Origin of the sequence: Paracoccus sp. 228, assembly GCF_000967825.1 — a bacterium.
GTDB classification, from domain to species: Bacteria; Pseudomonadota; Alphaproteobacteria; order Rhodobacterales; family Rhodobacteraceae; genus Paracoccus; species Paracoccus marcusii.
Genome location: NZ_JYGY01000006.1, coordinates 157,237 through 175,023 on the forward strand (window position 1 = coordinate 157,237; position 17,787 = coordinate 175,023).

Here is a 17,787-nt window from a genome sequence, read left to right on the forward strand (position 1 = left end):
CGCCATCCCCTTGTTGGACCCCTGCTCGATCACGGGCCCAGAACACAAGGAAAGGCCCGCCCATGCATCGTCGTCCCGACACGCCACCCCTGGTTCCCGGCACCGCGCGCAGGTCGCGGAACCGCGCCTGATGCGCCGTTACACCGCCGCACACGCTGCCCCCGACGGCGTCCAGCCACCACGCACCCTGGTGGATCGCCGGAACCAACGCCCCCGCGGCCAGACGCCGCCCATGCGGGCCATCTGACCGAACACCATGATCGCGGCGCCGGACCATCGGTGCCGCACAGCTTTGGGAAAGGACCGTCATGCCCCATCATGATCATCTCGACCACATCCGCCACACGCCCCGGCCGCCCGCATCCGGCATCGGTCTGGGCGCGGTGCTGGGCATCTTCCTGGCCGCTGCCGGAACCGGCTATCTGCTGACCCGCCAGCCCGAACGTCGTCCCGCCGACAACGCCCCCCGGCGCGCTGCCAAGCACGGGCCGTCGGGCCGCTTTGCGCTGACCGGCCGCACCGTGACCATCGCCCGCCCCCGCGACGAGATCTATGCCTTCTGGCGCCAGTTCGGGAACCTGGCCGGCGTGATGGAGAACGTCCACGCCGTCTCGACCGAGGGCGACGTCACCCGCTGGACCCTGCGCGGCCCGGGCAGCGACATCACCCTGCGCACCCGCATCACCGAGGATCGCCCCGGCGACGTCATCGCATGGGCCTCGACCGATGGCTCGGATATCGAGACCACCGGCCGGGTGCTGTTTCGCGATGCGCCGGGCAATCGCGGCACCGAGGTCACAGCGCTGATCGCCTATGTGCCGCCGATGGGCGCGCTTGGCCGCGTCGTGGCCAAGCTGTTCCAGGCGGACCCCGCGATCCAGGGGCGACGCGACCTGAAGCGCCTGAAGATGTTCCTCGAGACCGGCGAGATCGCCACCCCCCTCAACCGCAGACAGGAGGCCTGATCCATGCGCGCACTGACATGGCACGGCAAGCACGACGTCCGCGTCGAGACGATGCCCGACCCCCAGATCGTCAACCCCCGCGACGCGATCATCCAGGTCACCTCGACCGCGATCTGCGGGTCCGACCTGCACCTGTTCGACGGGGTGATCCCCGGCATGCAGGCGGGCGACATCCTGGGCCACGAATTCATGGGCCGGGTCGTCGATGTCGGCCCCGGCAGCACGCTGAAGGTCGGCCAGCGCGTCGTGGTGCCCTTCACCATCTCCTGCGGGTCGTGCTTCTTCTGCCAGCGGGCGCAGTTCTCGGCCTGCGACAACTCGAACCCCGCCGACAAGCAGGACCTGACCGAAACCATGTTCGGCCATGCGGCGGCGGGCCTGTTCGGCTACAGCCACCTGACGGGCGGCTATCCGGGCGGACAGGCGGAATATGTCCGCGTGCCGTTTTCCGACGTGGGCCCGATCGTCATTCCCGAAGGCATGGACGATGACGACGTCCTGTTCCTCTCCGACATCCTGCCCACCGGCTGGATGGCCGCGGACAATGCCGACATCGAAGCCGACGACACCGTCGTGGTCTGGGGTTGCGGCCCGGTTGGGCTGTTCGCGATCCAGGCTGCCCGGCTGATGGGCGCGGCCCGCGTCATCGCCATCGACCACTATCCCAACCGCCTGGCCCTGGCCCGCCGGATGGGGGCCGAGGTGATCGACTTCAAGCAGACCTCGGTGCTGGAGGCGGTCATGGAGATGACCGGCGGCATCGGTGCGGACGCGGTCATCGACGCGGTCGGGATGGAGGCGCACGGCTTTGCCCTGGATACGGTGATGGACAACCTCAAGCAGGCCGTGGGCGTCGGTGCGGACAGCGGCCACGCCCTGCGCGAGGCGCTGATGGCGGTGCGCAAGGGCGGCCGCGTGTCGGTCCCCGGCGTCTATGGCGGCTTCATGGACAAGTTCCCGCTTGGCGCGCTGATGCAGAAGGGGCTGCAGCTGCGCACCGGACAGACCCATGTGCAGGCCTATACCCACGACCTGCTGCGCCGCATCCAGGAGGGAGAGCTGGACACGACCTTCATGATCTCTCACCGCCTGCCGCTGGAGGAGGCCGCCAAGGGCTATGAGGGGTTCCGCTGGAACCAGAACGACTGGACCAAGGTCGTCCTCAAGACCTGACGCCCGTTGCGGCCGCCGGCAGGCATTGCCGGACCGGAACCGCGTCCCCGGATCGTCGTGCCCCTTGCCCGGGCGCCCCGATCCGGGGACAGTCGTTTCCCGAAGGCCCTGTCCGATGCCACCCCTGCCCCGGCATTCGGGGTCACCTGTTCCACGGAATGGACGATGCCCATGCTTCCGCTTCTGCGATCCCTTGCGCTGGTGTTTCTGGCCGCGATGTCCCTTGGTCCCGCGACCGCGCAGGACGCGACGTTCGAGACGTCCGCCCTGAACCCCGGCCTTGGCACGCCACCGGACCGGATCAACCGCGAGACGCCCCGCGCCACCATGGCCAGTTTCCTGCGCGCGGCCGAGGACGAGGACTGGGAGGCGGCGGCGCATCTGCTGGATCTGGGCGAACTGCCGGTCGATCGGCAGGCCGAGCTTGGGCCGCGCCTGGCCCATCAGCTTTACGACGTGATCGACCGCAAGGTCGTCCTGGACTGGTCGACCCTGCTGGACCGCCCCGACGCCCTGCAAAGCCAAGGCGGCGACACCGAGGCGATGGCCGGATCGCCGCGCCGATCGCTGCTGCTGCGCGACCTGCCCATGGACCCCGTCCCGGCCGAGATCCGCCTCAACCGCGTCCAGCCTGACGGTGCCGACCAGCCCCTGTGGGTCTTTCCCGCCGAAACCGTCCGCGATGTCCCTGCCCTGCATGCCGATTACGGCCCGTCGCGGTTCGAACTGTCCCTGCCCCCAAGCATGCGGGAAAAGACGCTTGGCGGCCTGATGCGATGGGAATGGATCGGCCTGCCCATCCTGATCGCGGCCGCGGTGCTGCTCAGCTGGATCGTGCACCGCACGCTCAAGGTGCTACGCCATCACGCCCGCGGGCAGATCGCCACCGGGATCCTGGCGGCATCGTCCAAGCCGCTGATCATCGCCAGCGTCACCGCGCTGGTCTGGTGGGTCACGGGCAACATCTTCGTCTTTTCGGGCCGCATCGACGTCTTCGTCACGCCGGCCATCGCAACGGGCGTGGTCACGGCGCTGCTGCTGTTCATCGTCGGCAGCGTCGAGGCCCTGCTGAACGGCCTGGTCGCCCCCGGAGAGGACGTGGACCTGACCGCCGCCGAACAGGCCGAGGCCCGCATCCTTGCGACGCGACTGAACGCCGCGCGCCGGGTGCTGGTGGTGGTGGTGTTCCTGATCGGGACCGGCGTCGTCCTCTCCTCGGCCGACCTGGCGGCCAATCTGGGGCTGTCGCTGCTGACATCTGCGGGGGCGTTGACCATCGTGCTGGGCTTTGCCGCGCGCAACGTGCTGGCCAACATCATGGCCTCGCTGCAGATCGCGTTGAACCAGTCCGCGCGCGTGGGCGACCGGGTCGTCTACAAGGGAGAGCTGTGCCATGTCGAACGCATCAACATGACCTTCGTCCAGCTGCGCAACTGGGACAGCACCCGCCTGATCGTCCCGGTCGAGGAATTTGCGTCCGAAACGTTTTCGAACTGGACCCTGCAGGACCCGGCGATGCTGCGCGTGCTCAAGCTGAAGCTGGACCCGCGGGCGGATATCGACATGCTGCGCCGGACATTCAAAGAGGTTCTGAACCACGTCGCCACGCTGGAGATCGGCCAGAACCTGGGCGATCTGGACGATTCCAGCGTCAGCGTCGCCGATCAGGACATCTTCGGGATCCTGGTCTGGTTCAGCATCCCGTGCCGCGACCCGAACACCTCGTGGGAGGTCGCCTGCGCGGTCCGCGAACGCCTGCTGGCCGAAGCCGCGCGGATCGAGCGCGAGACCGGCAACCCGGTCTTCCCCTCCCCCGTCGCCGCCGGGGCCGCCTGACCTCATGCGCTACAGCGTCCGTTGACGTTGCGCTGAACGGGCGCCGCTTTCGGCAAGGCGATGCCGCCCGCGGGAAAGGCCAGTGTTTTGTCGCGGGCAATGCGCATTCGACTGTTCGCATGCTTGGACTGGATGCTGGAAACTGCCTGCGATGCTGTCGTTCCAGCTCGCCATCATATCGGTGCTTTGCGCGATCGTGCCGTCCAAGCTGCCAGTCGATACGGCCTTCATCGAACAGGCTTGCATCGTCGGGACAGCGACCCGCGTCGAATTCGACGAATGACGCGCGCGGCCAGCCACGTTGCCGCAATACGTGACGGGAGGCAACAGAACCCGGGTACGGATCAGGCTCGTGACGGAGCTTCGTCTTATCAAAGTTGCTTCGCAACGGTTTGACCGACTGTATCCATGCTCACCGACCGCGAGGCTACTGGACGCAAAGCATTTGATGAACGGTTGGACTTGGACGCACAATCGTATACACCAACAGACGCTTATGACAACAACCTCGGCCTTCTCGACCCGCCAAATCCGCCACATTCCGACGCAAGCCAGTACCATTGACGCTTCTGGACGCCCCGACTGCGGCGTCCAGACGTGTCAGGTCAATCAGTTGGACGATGCCGACAGGCCTGCGGGCGCATCGTTGCCCGTCACGCCCTCGATCTTGTCATGGGTGGAGGGCACGCCCGCCTTCTCGCGGCGCGTGTCGTTGTAGATCGCCTTGAGCAGGGCGACCGCCATCAGCGCCATGACGACCGAAAACGGCAGCGCACCGATCACCATCGCCGTCTGGATCGCGGTCGTCCCCCCGGAGATCAGCAGCCCGGCCACGACCATCGCCAGCGCCACGCCCCAGAACAGGACATGCGGCCGGGATTTCGGCCCCTCGTCGCCTGCGGCGTTGATGGTGTTCACGATCAGCACGGCCGAATCCGCAGAGGTGACCAGAAAGGTCAGCAGCAGCACGACGATCAGCGCGGCCATGCCCCAGGCCAGCCAGTCCCCGATCGGGGCCAGCATGAACTCGGTCATCGCAAAGATCTTGTCGCCGTTCGCAGCATCGAAGATCACGCCGTTGGCGCTGCCGTTCATCTCCAGGTCGATGGCCGTGCCGCCCGCCCAGGAGAACCAGACGAAGCACATCAGCGCCGGGACGATCAGCGCGCCCAGCACGAATTCCCGCACCGTCCGCCCGCGCGAGATCCGCGCCAAGAACAGCCCCACGAACGGCGCGAAGGCGATCCACCACGCCCAGTAGAACACCGGCCACCAGCCCTGCCACTGGGCCAGCAGGAACGCCTCGGACCCCTCGACGCCGTCGGATCGGAAGACGTTCACGCTCATCTGCGGCAGGGCGACGACATAGTGCCACAGCCCCGTGAACATCGCGTTGAAGCCGAACCAGGTCGCCCCGAAGATGATCAGGAAGCCCAGCAGGATGATGGACAGAACCATGTTGATGTTGGACAGCCACTTGATGCCCTTGCCCACGCCCGACAGCGCCGACAGCGTCGACAGCCCCATGATGACCAGCAGCGCGACGACGATGCCGGTGGTGGTCGCGGCCCCGTCCGCATCGGCCAGCCCGCCGATGCCGATCCGGCCCAGCCCCGCGACCAGCTGATCGACGCCGAAGCCAAGCGTCTGCGCGACGCCCAGGATGGTCGCAACCACGGCCACGATGTCGATGACATGGCCAAGCGGCCCCGACAGGCGCTGACCGAACAGCGGCGTCAGCCCCGACCGGATGGTCAGCGGCAGGCCGCGGCGATAGCTGAAATAGGCCAGCGACAGGCCGCACACCGCATAGCATGCCCACGCGCTGAACCCCCAGTGCAGGAACGACCACTTGAACGCCATCGCGACGTTGTCGGCGCCGCCGGGGGTGGTCAGGCCCATGATCGATTCCGGGGTCGTGCCCAGATGCGTGACCGGTTCGGCCACGGCCCAGGTCAGCATGCCCACGCCGATCCCCGCCCCGAACATCATCGAGAACCACGAGAACCGGGTGAATTCTGGCTGGTCGTCGTCCAGCCCCAGGTTCAGCCGCCCGGCTGCAGGCCATGCCGCCAGCGCCAGGCAGACGACGATGAAGAACGCCACGACCCAGGTGTACCAGGCCGCAAAGTTCTGCAGGATGAAACCGTTCAGCCCGGTCAGGATCGCGCCCGACTGGATCGGCCAGAAGATGGCCCAGACCACGATGACCGAGATGATGATCTTGGCCGGCACCGTCACGGCGATCGAGAATCCGTTGTAGAACCCCCCGGTGGTGGTGTTGATGTTCAGCTCTGTCAGAGGGGGGCTGATCTTTTCGTCATTCGACACCGCATGTTCCTTTGTCGTTTCCAGGCCTTCGTTCCGATCGGTCCCTGTCGGCCCCGCCATCGTCCGTCGGACAACCGCCTGATCCGCCAAAATCCTCAGCGTCGTGCCAGCACGTCGCGCATCGCGGCGACCAGCGGGGCCGCGATGCCGCCCGTCTCCCATGCGTAAAGCGATGCGACCATCGCAGGTTCCGCCCCAAAGAGCATGCTGCGCCGCAGATCGCGCCCGACCGCCGCCCGCACCGGCAGCAGAGAGATGCCCAGACCGGCCTCGACCGCGGTCACGACGTTCGACAGGCTGCTGCCCGAAAAGGCCACGTACCAGCGCCGTCCAAGGTCCTCGGCCCGGCGGAACATCTGGTCGCGATAGAGGCCCCCCGGCGGGAAGGTCACGAAGGGCAGCGGATCGGGGGCGTCGGGGGCGCCCGGTCCCTGGAACCAGCCGATGGGTTCGGGGACGCTGGCGCGGCAGTCGGGTTCGGGCGCGGTCTCCTTGACCACGATGATGTCGAAATCGCCGTCGCGATAGCCGCGCGTCAGGGCAAGGCTGAGGCCCGCGGTCACGTCCAGCCGCACCCGGCGGTGCGTTGCGGAGAAATCGGCGAACAGCCGGGCCATGTCGGGGGTCATGATGTCCTCGGCCAGCCCGATGCGCAGCGACACGCTGCCCGACGGATCGCCAAGCGCCAGCGTCGCCTCATCCTGCAGCGCCAGGATGCGGCGCGCGTACCCGGTCAGCCGCTCTCCGGCCGCGGTCATGCGAACGGGGCGGGCGTCGCGGTCCAGCAGCGGCTGGCCCAGCTGATCCTCCAGCCGCGATATCTGCTGGCTGATGGTCGATTGCGACATGTTCAGCTGTTCGGCGGCGCGGGTGAAGCTGCCATGGTCGATCACCCCCACAAGGGCACGCAGCAGGCGGGGATCGATCATCCGATTCATGCATGAATCCTATTCGAACATTTAATTTCTTGATACGCCTGTGCCGGTCTAGATTTTCCCGAACCGCCAGCAAAGGGGAAAGACGATGACGAACCGCAGACAATTCCTGTGCCGCACCGGCGGCATCATGACGGCGGGCGCCACGCTTGGGCTTGCTCCCGTCCATGCCGCCGCACCGGACCAGACCGGCGTGTCGGACATCCCGCATGATCACTACCTGCTGACCGACGTGCTGCTGGAGACGGGCGTTGAGCGCGACGGCGACACGGTGGTCGGAACCCGGACCCAGACCCATACGCTGGAGATCAGGGGCGGCCGCATCGCCGCGATCCATGACGCGCCGACCGGCACCCTGCCCCGCTACAGCGCCCAGGGCATGCTGGCGCTGCCACCCATGCGCGACATGCACATCCACCTGGACAAGACCTTCTATGGCGGCCCCTGGCAGGCCCCGCTGCCGCGCAAGGGCAAGACCATCATGGACATGATCGCGCGCGAGGAGGTGCTGCTGCCCCAGCTGCTGCCGACCTCGCAGGAGCGCGCCGACCAGCTGATCCAGCTGCTGTTGTCGCACGGCACGACGACGGCGCGCAGCCATTGCAACATCGACCCGGTCAGCGGCCTGAAAAGCCTGGAGCACCTGAACCTGGCCCTTGCCGCGCGCAGGGACGATTTCGACTGCGACATCGTCGCCTTTCCCCAGCACGGCCTGCTGAATTCGGATGTCGACGGGCTGATGCGGGACTCGATGGACCTGGGCGTGACGCATGTCGGGGGGCTTGACCCGACCAATGTCGACGGCGCGATGGAGGCATCGCTGGACGCGATGTTCCAGATCGCGCTGGACCACGACAAGGGCGTGGACATCCACATCCATGAATCGACCCCGGCCGGCATCGCCGCGCTGCATTACATGGTCGACACGGTCGAAGCGAATGCCGCGCTGCGCGACCGGGTGACCTTCAGCCACGCCTTTGCGTTGGCCAAAATGGACGAAGGCGCGCTGGACGAACTGGCGGGCCGCATGGCCGCACAGGGGATCAGCGTCGCCACCAGCGTGCCGATCGGAAAATCGGTGATGCCCCTGCAGGTCCTGCGCGACAAGGGGGTGGCGATCATGGCGGGCACCGACAGCGTCATCGACCACTGGTCGCCCTTCGGCACCGGGGACATGGTCGACAAGGCCAACCTCTATGCCCAGCTTTACGCGGGCAGCGACGAGGAAAGCCTGTCGCGGTCCCTGTGGATCGCCACGGGCGACGTCCTGCCGCTGAACGCGCAGGGCGAACGGGTCTGGCCCGCCGTCGGCGACGCCGCAGGGTTCGTTCTGACCGAGGCCAGCTGTTCGGCCGAGACGGTGGCCCGATGCTCGGCCCGCCACGCGACGTTCCACAAGGGGCGGCTGGTGTCCGGGCGGGTCCGCACCGCCTGAGGCGCGCGTCCCTGGCCGCCGCTTAGGCCAGATCGGCGGCCAGGGCCCGGATCACCGCCAGGACCCGGTCCAGCCGGGCGCTTGGCGGATGGCCGCGGGGGATGATCGTCCACAATTCGTGGTGGCGGCGTTGCGGCAGGGCCGCGATGCGTAGGCGGTCCGCCTGAGAAAAGGCCGCAAGCCCGCTGCGCGGCAGCAGCGTATAGCCGACGCCCTGCGCCACCGGCGCCGGGATCTGGCCGATCTGGTTCACGCGGCTGCGCACGCGCAGCCTGTCGGCGCCGTCGAATTCGTCGGAAAAGTTCAGCGCGAACAGATCGTCGGCATAACGGTGGCAATCCGGGTGATCGATCAGCCCAAGCGCCTGCAGGTCGGCCAGGCCCGACGGCACCGCATGTCCCGCGGGCAGCACCAGGCACAGCTCCTCCTGCCCGATGCGATCGGCTGCGATGCGGGGATGGCGCGGGTCGCGGTCGGTCACCCCCAGATCGAACCGCCCGTCCAGCACCCCCTCCAGGACGCGTGCCTGCGGCGCGGCCTCGACATGGATGGACAGGCGCGGGGCGGATTGCATCAGCGCTATGGCATGCGGATAGAACAGCATCGCAAAGCTGCCCGAACAGGCGACGCGCACCAGCCCGGCATCCGGCCGGTCCGGGGCGATCGCCTCGCGCAGGGCGCGTTCCTGGGCCCGGCGCGCCAGCCCCAGATCGCGCAGGCCAGCCCCGGCGGCGGTCAGCGTGAACCCCTTGCCCGCCTGCACGATCAGCGGCTGGCCCAGCTGCTGTTCCAGCTTTCGCAGATGCTGGGACACGCCCGGCTGCGTCATGTTCAACCGCTGCGCCGCACGGGTGAAATGCCCCTCCTCGGCCAGGACGGTGAAGGTCTCGATCCAAGTGGCGTTCAGCATCGTCGATAACAGTTCGTATGGATCATCATGCGGAATGATAATTTCACATGCGGGCATCGCCTGTCTAGATCGGATGGACCAGACACAGGAGACTGCCATGACCCCCACCCCCCGCACCTTTTCCCATATCGGCCTGTCCGTCCCCGACCTGGACGCGGCCGTCGCGTTCTATTCCGGCGTCCTTGGATTCTATGTGCTGATGCAGCCCAGCACCGTGACCGAGGATGACAGCGCCATCGGCGTGATGTGCACCGACGTCTTCGGCCCCGGTTGGGATCGTCTGCGCATCGCGCATCTGTCCACCGGCGACGGGATCGGGATCGAGCTGTTCGAGTTCGCGGGCAACCACGCCGCCGCCGACAATTTCGACTTTCGCCGCCACGGCACGTTCCATTTCGCGATCCAGGACCCGGACCTGGAGGGGCTTCTGGCCCGCATCGTCGCCGCAGGCGGCAGGCAGCGGATGACGGTGCGCGAATATTTCCCCGGCGAAAAACCCTATCGGATGGTCTATGTCGAGGACCCATTCGGCAACGTGTTCGAACTCTACAGCCACAGCTATGAGCTGACCTATTCGGCAGGCGCCTATTCCTGATCGGACCGGGCGGCCGCGTCCTGACGCGGCTGGCAGAAGGCGGCATAGAGGGCCTGCATCAGCACGTCCAGGTCGGGGTCGCTGATGCGGTAGTGGATGGTCTGCCCCTCGCGGCGGGTGGCGACCATCCCGGCCTCGCGCAGGCGGGCCAAATGCTGGCTCAGCGCGGACTGGCCCAGGCCCACCGCCGCCTGCAGCGCGCCGACCGGGCGTTCGCCCTTGGCCAGTTCGCACAGGATCAGCAGGCGTTTCGCATTGGCGACCAGCGCCAGCCGCGCCGCGACGTGGTCGGCCATGTCCTGCAGCGCCACGACGGAGGGATCGGGGAGGTCGTCCAATATATTAGCTTTGACTTATTTAGAGGGATCGAATATACAGCTTAGCAGACGCGCCAACCGGCGCAATCCCCGCTGACAGGACAGGCCGACATGCTGACCGAAACGACCTTCACCCCCTGGGCCTCGCTTGGCGGCGGCATCCTGATCGGGATCAGCGCCGTGATGGTGATGGGCCTGTTCGGAAAGATCGCCGGCATCGCGGGCATCACCCAAGGCGCGCTGGCACTGCCCGGTGCCGCGCGCGACCGCGACTGGCGGATCGCCTTCGTGCTGGGGCTGATGGCCGCGCCGCTGGCGATCCTGGCCCTGGGCGGGACGGTCGTGCAGACGGTGCCCGCGAACCTGGGGCTGATGATCGCCGCGGGGCTGCTGGTCGGGACGGGGACCGCGCTTGGGTCGGGCTGCACCTCGGGGCACGGGGTCTGCGGGCTGGCACGGCTGTCGGGACGCTCTCTGGCGGCGGTCGCGACCTTCATGGCGGCGGGGTTCGTCACCGTGTTCGTGCTGCGCCATGTGATCGGGGGGCTGTGATGCGCGCGTTGTGGGGATTCCTGGCCGGGCTGGTCTTTGGCTTGGGGCTGATCGTGTCGGGCATGGCCGACCCGGCCAAGGTGCAGAACTTTCTGGACTTGGCCGGGGCGTGGGACCCCAGCCTAGCGTTCGTGATGGGCGGCGCGACCGTGACCGCCTTCATCGGCTATCGGCTGGTCTGGCGGCGCGCGGCGCCGGTCCTGAACCCGACCTTCGACGTGCCGACCAACCGCCGGATCGACCGCCCGCTGCTGACCGGCGCGGCGCTGTTCGGCGCGGGCTGGGGAATCGGCGGGTTCTGCCCCGGCCCCGCCCTGACCGCCCTGCCGCTGCTGGCGCCGGGCACCCTGGCCTTCGTTCCGGCGATGATACTGGGGCTCTGGATCGGCGCCCGCCTGAAATCCGCACCCGTCCTGAGGGCACCCGCATGAGCCTGCTGAAAGACCGCGTCGTCCGCCATTCCCCGTCCACCGGCGCGAACAGCCCGGATGTCTGGGGCATCTACGAACCCGATACCGGGTCGATCCAGTATGTCTGCGCCGACCCGGCCACGAAACAGGCCGCGCTGATCGACGTGGTCTGGAACCTGGACCCCAAGCATTACCGCTTTTCGACCGGCAGCATGGACCAGGTGCTGGCGCTGGTGGCCGAACAGGGGCTGACGGTGGCCTGGGTGCTGGACACGCATCCGCATGCCGACCACGTCATGGCCTCGGCGCAGCTGGGGCGGCGGACGGGGGCGCCCACCGCCATCGGCGACCGGGTCGGCGACATCGCCCGCATCTGGGCGGGGCTGTACAACCTGCCCCAGGCCTTTGATGCGGCCCGCGACTTTGACCGCCTGCTGGCACCCGGAGAGACGATCGCCCTGGGCGATCTGTCCATCCGGGTGATGCTGTCGCCGGGGCACACGCTCGGCTCGGTCACCTATGTCTGCGGTGATGCGGCCTTTACCCATGACACGCTGATGCAGCCCGATGCCGGCACCTCGCGCGCGGATTTCCCGGGCGGCGACAGCGGCCAGCTGTGGGCGTCGATCCAGGAGATCCTGTCCCTGCCGGGCGACACGCGCCTATTCGTGGGCCACGACTATGGCACCAAGGACCGCGACGCGCCGCAATGGGAGGCGACCGTGGCCCGCCACCGGGCCGAGAACCGCCACGTCCGCGACGGCACCCGGCGCGAGGAGTGGATCGCCCTGCGCGACGCCCGCGACGCGACGCTGCCCCTGCCCGACCGGATCATGGCGGCGCTGCAGATCAACCTGCGCGGCGGCCGCCTGCCCCCGGCAGAGGATGACGGCCACCATTACCTCAAGGTTCCGGTCAACCGGTTCTGATCACCCGGCGGGCCGGTTCGGCCCCTGTGTGCAGCGCGGTCCAGGCGTCGTATTGCGACAGGAAGACCCGACCCGTCAGCTGCTGAAGGAAATCGCAGGTCTTCAGGCGGTCCATCACCGGGCCCTTGACCTCGGACAGGTGCAGCGTGACGCCCATCGTCGCCAGGCGGTGGGCGATGGCCTCCAGGCTTTCCAGCGCGCTCAGGTCGATGTCGCTGATGGCCGAACACATCAGCACCACGTGCTTGACCTCGCAATCGGGGGTCACGCGGTCGGCGACGTAATCCTCCAGAAAGCGGGCATTGGCGAAATACAGGCTTTCGTCGATGCGCAGGGTGACCAGGGCCGGATCGGTCAGCACGTCGTGGCGCAGGATGTTTCGGAAATGCTGGGTGCCGGGGACCAGCCCGACCTCGGCCACGTGCGGGCGCGAGGATTTGTACAGGTGCAGCACGATGGACAGGATGACGCCCGCAGACACGCCCGCCTCGACCCCCACGCCAAGCGTCACCACGATCGTCGCCGCCACCGCGATGAAGTCGGCGCGGGAATAGGCCCAGGCCCGGCGCAGGATCGCAAGATCGACCAGCGACAGCACCGCCACGATGATCGTCGCGGCCAGCGTCGCGATGGGCAGGTGATAGATCAGCGGCGTCAGCGCGACGGCGGCGACCGCCAGGCCCACCGCGGTGAAGGCCCCCGCCGCCGCGGTCGCCGCGCCCGCGTCGAAGTTCACGACGGACCGCGCGAACCCGCCCGTGACCGGCATGCCGCCCGTGAAGGCCGCGCCCAGGTTCGCCGCCCCCAGGCCGATCAGCTCCTGGTCGGGGTCAATGCGCTGGCGTCGCTTGGCGGCCAGGGTCTGCGCGACCGATACCGATTCCACGAACCCGATGACCGAGATCAGCGCCGCGGGAACCAGCAGCATGCCGATCAGATCGGCCGACAGCGGCGGCAGCGTCAGGGGCGGCAGGCCCTGCGGCACCGTGCCCACGATGCGCACGCCCATCTGGTCCAGGCCCAGCCACCGGACCGCCAGCGTGCTGACCACCACGGCCAGCACCGGCCCGGCCTTGGTCGCGATGTCGGCGGCGCGGGCGCCCAGGCCCATGCGGCGCAGCAGCGGCCGCAGCCCGCGGCGGACCCAGAACAGGAACGCCGTCGCCGCCACGCCGATGCAGGCGGTGACCGGGTTGACCTGGGGCAGGCCCCGGACCAGCGACGCGATCATCTGCGGCAGGGTGTGGCCACCCGCGCCGATGCCCAGGACGTGGCCCAGCTGGCTGGTGGCGATCAGGATGCCCGACGCGGTGATGAAGCCCGCGATCACCGGATGCGACAGGAAGTTCGCCAGAAAGCCCAGCTTCAGCACGCCCATCACCACCAGGATCGCCCCCGACAGTCCGGCCAGCGTCAGCGCCGCCGCCGCATAGCCCATCGAGCCCTGCTCGGCGACGGTGCCGATCGCCGCCGCCGTCATCAGCGACACCACCGCCACCGGCCCCACCGCCAGCGCACGGCTGGTTCCGAACACCGCATAGAGGATGATCGGCGCGATCGAGGCATAGAGCCCCGCCTCGGGCGGCAGCCCCGCCAGCAGCGCATAGGCCAGCGATTGCGGGATCAGCATGATCGTCACGATCACGGCGGCCAGCAGGTCGTCCGACAGGGTCCGCCGGTCATAGCTGCGGGCCCAGGACAGGATCGGGAAATAGGCGCGGAAGGGCTTCACCGGCAAGGGTCCGTTCTTAGGGGGCGGAGGTTTTGTTGGGTTTGGCCATCCATTCATGGCCGCGCAGCATGCCGCGCCAGTAGACCGGCGGAAGGATGCGTTCCTTGAGCAGCCATGCAGCGCGGCTTGGGCGCGTGCCGTCGATCAGGGCCTTGGGAAAGCTCGGCAGCAGCTTGCCGCCATAGCCGAACTCGGCCAACACGATCTTGCCGCGCTCGACCGTCAGCGGGCAGGAGCCGTAGCCGTTGTATTGCGCGCAGGCCGGACGACCGTCGATATCGGCCGCGATGTTTTCCGCCACCACCGGTGCCTGGATCCGCGCCGCGGCCGCCGTCTTGGCGTTCGGCGCATTCATCACGTCGCCAAGCGACCAGATGTTGTCATGCGTTTTGTGACGCAGCGTGGCCTGGTCGACGTCCACCCACCCCGCCGCATCCGCCAGCGGCGACACGCGAATGAAATCCGGCGCGGTCTGAGGGGGCGTGACATGGATCATGTCGAATGCGACCTCGACCCGGCGGACAGGCGTGTCGGGTGCCGCGACGTCGAACCACGCGGTGCGCGCCGGGCCGTCGATCCGGACCAGGTTGTGAAAGAAGTTCAGCGTCGCGTCGTATTTTCGCACATAGTTCATCAGCGCGGGGACATAGTCCTTGACCCCGAACAGCACGCCCCCCGCATTCATGAACTGGATGTCGATATCCTTGAGCACCCCGGCCCGATGCCAGGCGTCGCCTGACAGGTACATCGCCTTCTGCGGCGCGCCGGCGCATTTGATCGGCATCGGCGGCTGCGTGAAGATCGCGCGGCCCCGCTTCATCGCCTGGACCAGTTTCCACGTATAGGGCGCCAGATCATAGCGGTAGTTGGACGTGACCCCGTTCTGGCCAAGCGTCTCGACCAGACCGGGGATGCGCGCCCAGTCCAGCTTCAACCCCGGACAGACGACCAGCCTTTCATAGCCCACGACCCGGCACCCTTCCAGGATGACGGCGTTCGACGCGGGCTCGAACGCGGCGACCGCGCCCTTGATCAGCGTGACGCCGGACGGGATCAGCGAGGCCAGATCCTTCGCCGTCTGGTCGGCCGTGAACACACCCGCGCCCACCAGGGTCCACCCGGGCTGATAGTAATGCACGTCGGCCGGGTCGATGATGGCGATGTCCAACCCCGGCTTTCGGGACAGCAGGCTGGCCGCGATCGAAATCCCTGCCGCCCCCGCCCCCACGATCACCACGTCATGGGTCGCATCGGGCCGCGCCACGGGTGTGCGTCCGCCGTTGGCGATGCGTCGGACCACGCCGGACAGGTCGTATCCGGCGGTGCTGGTGGCCGCCAGGATCTGCGGCAGCGGCATGTCGTCGGCCTGCGCCAGCGACCACAGCGTGGCCGACCGCGTCCCCGACCGGCAATAGGCCAGCACCGGCCCCGGCATGGCGCGCAGGGCGGATCGAAAGGCCTCGACGTCGTCGTCGCCGACCATGCCCCCGCTGATCGGAATGTAGCGTGCCTGCATTCCGGCAGCATGGGCCGCGGCCTCGATCTCGGCAAAGGTCGGCTGATCGGCGCCTTCGCCGTCCGGACGGTTGGCGATGATCGCGCGATAGCCGTGGGCCTTCAGCGCAGGAATGTCCTGCGGGGTGATCTGGGGCGACACCGCGAATTGCGGCGAAAGGGTCCTGGGGTCCATCTGTTCCTCCCTGAACGTCTGGAGATGGCGGGGTCAGAGGCCGTTGACCGGCACCTTGAGCATGGGACGCCCATCCTTGTCGGTGGGCATGACGCCTGCGCGCATGTTGACCTGCAGCGAGGGAATGATCAGCTGCGGCACCGCCAGCGTGGCGTCGCGTGCGGTGCGAAAGGCCACGAATTCCGCGCGCGTCTTGCCGCCACCGACATGGATGTTGTGGGCGCGTTCCTCGGCCACGGTGGTCTCCCACCGGATCTCGCGGCCGTTGGGGCCGTAATCGTGGCACATGAACAGCCGGGTCGCGTCGGGCAGCGACAGCACCTTCTGGATGCTGTCATAAAGGACGCCCGCATCGCCGCCCGGAAAATCGGCCCGCGCGGATCCGCCATCGGGCATGAACAGCGTGTCGCCCACGAATGCCGCATCGCCCATCACATGCGTCATGCAGGCCGGCGTGTGGCCGGGCGTATGCAGGGCCACGACCGGCATCGTGCCCACATGATAGACGTCGCCATCCTTGAACAGCGCGTCGAACTGGCTGCCGTCGCGCTGGAATTCCGTACCCTCGTTGAAGATCTTGCCGAAGGTGTCCTGCACGACCATGATCCCGTCGCCGATCCCGATCCGCCCGCCCAGGGCCGCCTGGATATAGGGCGCGGCGGACAGGTGGTCGGCATGGACATGGGTTTCGATGATCCACTCCAGGGTCAGGCCATGCTCGCGGATATGCGCGATGATCGCATCGGCATGATCATGGGTGATCCGCCCCGCGGCATAGTCGATGTCCATCACCGAATCGACCACCGCACAGGCGGTGGAGCCCGGATCGCGCACGACATAGCTGATGGTATGGGTGGCCGGATCAAAGAACGGGGTCACGACGGGCGCGACGGACATGTCGATCGGATAGTCGGTCATGATGGTCCTCAAGTCGGAAACGGGCGGTATCAACGGCGGCAGGTCCGCATCCCCAGCAGCGTGTAAAGCGGGCAGACCCTGACAGCGGCGGTGATCATCAGCACGACGCCCGCGATGACCGCCATGGCGCGCGGAAGACCGCCTTGAAAGGCGGGCCAACCGCTGGCCAGGGCCACAAGGATCAGGGCCGCCCCCAGCACCAGGCGAAGGGTTCGGTCGGCGGGTCCGATGTTGCGTGTCATGTCGGGATCCCCTTGTTGGCTTTCGACCGTGATACAGGATTTCGCCACGCCGGTCGGTGACAAGATCACCAAGTCCCCATCAGGGGCGCGACCCATCGCCGTCCTGCGCCGCCAGCCGTCCGATCGCGGCCGCGTCCAGCAGGTCGACCACCCCTCGCGCCTGCCCGATCCAGCCGCGCCGCTGAAACTCGCCCAGCTGCCGAGAGATCACCTCGCGCGCGGTGCCCAGTTCCGCCGCCAGTTGCTGATGGGTGGCCCTGATCTGCCCCGTGTCACGGGCCAGTTCGATCAGCTTCTGCGCCAGCCGGATATCCAGTCGTTGAAAGGCGATCTCCTCGATCACCATGAACAGGTCGGACATGCGCCGCGCATAGGCGGTGAAGATGAAGGTCCGGAATTCGACCGACCGCGATGCCAGATCGTCGAACAGCGCCCGCGGGATCGCCGCCGCGCGGACGTCGGTCTCTGCGATCCCCTCGGCAGAGTAGTCCTCGTGCGCCAGCAGGCAGGCCGTGGTCATCACGCAGCTTTCCCCGGCCGCTACGCGATAGAGGACGATCTCGCGGCCCTCTTCCGACGTCTGCTGAACCCTGACCCGGCCGTCCAGCAGCAGCAGCAGATGCTCGGGCGGCTTTCCGGGGCCAAAGACGACGGTGCCGGCCGGAACCGTCAGGATCAGGCTCTGCGTCAACAGCGTCGCGCGCAGGTCCGGTCCCAATCTGGCCAGTCCGGGAAACTGCGAAATCCAGTCTTGTGCCATGGTGCCCCCCTTCGCATTCCCCGACCATAGGTCGGACGGCGCGGCGATGACAGGGTG

18 protein-coding genes are annotated in these 17,787 nt (G+C 67.8%); 9 read left to right on the forward strand and 9 right to left on the reverse strand.

The window, feature by feature from the left end; translation table 11 throughout:
- The first annotated feature begins 308 nt into the window (after positions 1 to 308).
- The 4 genes from SY26_RS17460 to SY26_RS22070 all read left to right on the forward strand — a co-directional run bounded on the left by SY26_RS17460 (position 309) and on the right by SY26_RS22070 (position 4,257).
- A complete protein-coding gene (locus SY26_RS17460; protein ID WP_084693905.1) occupies positions 309 to 965 on the forward strand; it encodes an SRPBCC family protein in 657 nt (218 codons plus the stop codon).
- Positions 966 to 968: 3 nt separating this feature from the next.
- A complete protein-coding gene (locus SY26_RS17465) occupies positions 969 to 2,138 on the forward strand; it encodes a zinc-dependent alcohol dehydrogenase (protein ID WP_046001580.1) in 1,170 nt (389 codons plus the stop codon).
- Between the two features lie 171 nt (positions 2,139 to 2,309).
- The gene (locus SY26_RS17470; protein ID WP_052715359.1) at positions 2,310 to 3,974 is read left to right on the forward strand and encodes a mechanosensitive ion channel family protein; all 1,665 of its coding nucleotides are present in this window, start codon (positions 2,310 to 2,312) and stop codon (positions 3,972 to 3,974) included.
- Between the two features lie 151 nt (positions 3,975 to 4,125).
- Positions 4,126 to 4,257 (forward strand): hypothetical protein, encoded by a 132-nt coding sequence (locus SY26_RS22070; protein WP_255352895.1) that lies wholly within the window; start codon positions 4,126 to 4,128, stop codon positions 4,255 to 4,257.
- 326 nt (positions 4,258 to 4,583) lie between these two features.
- On the opposite strand, the gene SY26_RS17475 is transcribed toward SY26_RS22070, so the two are convergent.
- A complete protein-coding gene (locus SY26_RS17475; protein WP_232303382.1) occupies positions 4,584 to 6,305 on the reverse strand; it encodes a BCCT family transporter in 1,722 nt (573 codons plus the stop codon).
- A 95-nt stretch (positions 6,306 to 6,400) separates the two neighbouring features.
- On the reverse strand, positions 6,401 to 7,243 hold the full coding sequence (locus SY26_RS17480) for a LysR family transcriptional regulator (RefSeq protein ID WP_232303383.1): 843 nt from the start codon (positions 7,241 to 7,243) through the stop codon (positions 6,401 to 6,403).
- 85 nt (positions 7,244 to 7,328) lie between these two features.
- Here SY26_RS17480 and SY26_RS17485 point away from each other — a divergent pair, with 85 nt between their 5' ends.
- Positions 7,329 to 8,675, forward strand: coding sequence for an amidohydrolase (locus tag SY26_RS17485; RefSeq protein ID WP_046001582.1), 1,347 nt, complete (start codon positions 7,329 to 7,331; stop codon positions 8,673 to 8,675).
- Positions 8,676 to 8,697: 22 nt separating this feature from the next.
- On the opposite strand, the gene SY26_RS17490 is transcribed toward SY26_RS17485, so the two are convergent.
- The gene (locus tag SY26_RS17490) at positions 8,698 to 9,585 is read right to left on the reverse strand and encodes a LysR family transcriptional regulator (RefSeq protein ID WP_046001583.1); all 888 of its coding nucleotides are present in this window, start codon (positions 9,583 to 9,585) and stop codon (positions 8,698 to 8,700) included.
- A 97-nt stretch (positions 9,586 to 9,682) separates the two neighbouring features.
- On the opposite strand from SY26_RS17490, the gene SY26_RS17495 reads away from it, so the two are divergent.
- The gene (locus tag SY26_RS17495; RefSeq protein WP_046001584.1) at positions 9,683 to 10,180 is read left to right on the forward strand and encodes a lactoylglutathione lyase family protein; all 498 of its coding nucleotides are present in this window, start codon (positions 9,683 to 9,685) and stop codon (positions 10,178 to 10,180) included.
- On the opposite strand, the gene SY26_RS17500 is transcribed toward SY26_RS17495, so the two are convergent.
- Complete coding sequence (locus SY26_RS17500; protein WP_232303384.1) at positions 10,171 to 10,518, reverse strand: helix-turn-helix transcriptional regulator; 348 nt, start codon at positions 10,516 to 10,518, stop codon at positions 10,171 to 10,173. The genes SY26_RS17495 and SY26_RS17500 overlap by 10 nt on opposite strands.
- 90 nt (positions 10,519 to 10,608) lie before the next feature.
- Between SY26_RS17500 and SY26_RS17505 the strand changes: the two genes are divergently transcribed.
- The 3 genes from SY26_RS17505 to SY26_RS17515 are packed head-to-tail and all read left to right on the forward strand — an operon-like array spanning position 10,609 to position 12,388.
- Positions 10,609 to 11,049, forward strand: coding sequence for a YeeE/YedE family protein (locus SY26_RS17505; protein WP_046001585.1), 441 nt, complete (start codon positions 10,609 to 10,611; stop codon positions 11,047 to 11,049).
- A complete protein-coding gene (locus SY26_RS17510) occupies positions 11,049 to 11,480 on the forward strand; it encodes a DUF6691 family protein (protein ID WP_046001586.1) in 432 nt (143 codons plus the stop codon). Before SY26_RS17505 ends, SY26_RS17510 begins: the two co-directional genes overlap by 1 nt.
- Complete coding sequence (locus SY26_RS17515) at positions 11,477 to 12,388, forward strand: MBL fold metallo-hydrolase (protein ID WP_046001587.1); 912 nt, start codon at positions 11,477 to 11,479, stop codon at positions 12,386 to 12,388. The genes SY26_RS17510 and SY26_RS17515 overlap by 4 nt, the downstream gene beginning before the upstream one ends.
- Here the strand turns inward: SY26_RS17515 and SY26_RS17520 are convergent.
- The 5 genes from SY26_RS17520 to SY26_RS17540 form a co-directional block, all read right to left on the reverse strand.
- Positions 12,375 to 14,120: a SulP family inorganic anion transporter gene (locus tag SY26_RS17520; RefSeq protein WP_046001588.1), complete on the reverse strand. Its 1,746-nt coding sequence runs from the start codon at positions 14,118 to 14,120 to the stop codon at positions 12,375 to 12,377. The two genes, SY26_RS17515 and SY26_RS17520, sit on opposite strands and share 14 nt — an antisense overlap.
- Positions 14,121 to 14,136: 16 nt before the next feature.
- Positions 14,137 to 15,810, reverse strand: a complete 1,674-nt coding sequence (locus SY26_RS17525) for a bifunctional protein tyrosine phosphatase family protein/NAD(P)/FAD-dependent oxidoreductase (RefSeq protein ID WP_046001589.1) — start codon at positions 15,808 to 15,810, stop codon at positions 14,137 to 14,139.
- A gap of 33 nt (positions 15,811 to 15,843) precedes the next feature.
- A complete protein-coding gene (locus SY26_RS17530) occupies positions 15,844 to 16,728 on the reverse strand; it encodes an MBL fold metallo-hydrolase (protein WP_046001590.1) in 885 nt (294 codons plus the stop codon).
- Positions 16,729 to 16,757: 29 nt separating this feature from the next.
- Positions 16,758 to 16,970 (reverse strand): DUF2892 domain-containing protein, encoded by a 213-nt coding sequence (locus tag SY26_RS17535; RefSeq protein WP_046001665.1) that lies wholly within the window; start codon positions 16,968 to 16,970, stop codon positions 16,758 to 16,760.
- Positions 16,971 to 17,049: 79 nt separating this feature from the next.
- Positions 17,050 to 17,730 (reverse strand): Crp/Fnr family transcriptional regulator, encoded by a 681-nt coding sequence (locus tag SY26_RS17540; RefSeq protein WP_046001591.1) that lies wholly within the window; start codon positions 17,728 to 17,730, stop codon positions 17,050 to 17,052.
- Between the last annotated feature and the right edge of the window lie 57 nt (positions 17,731 to 17,787).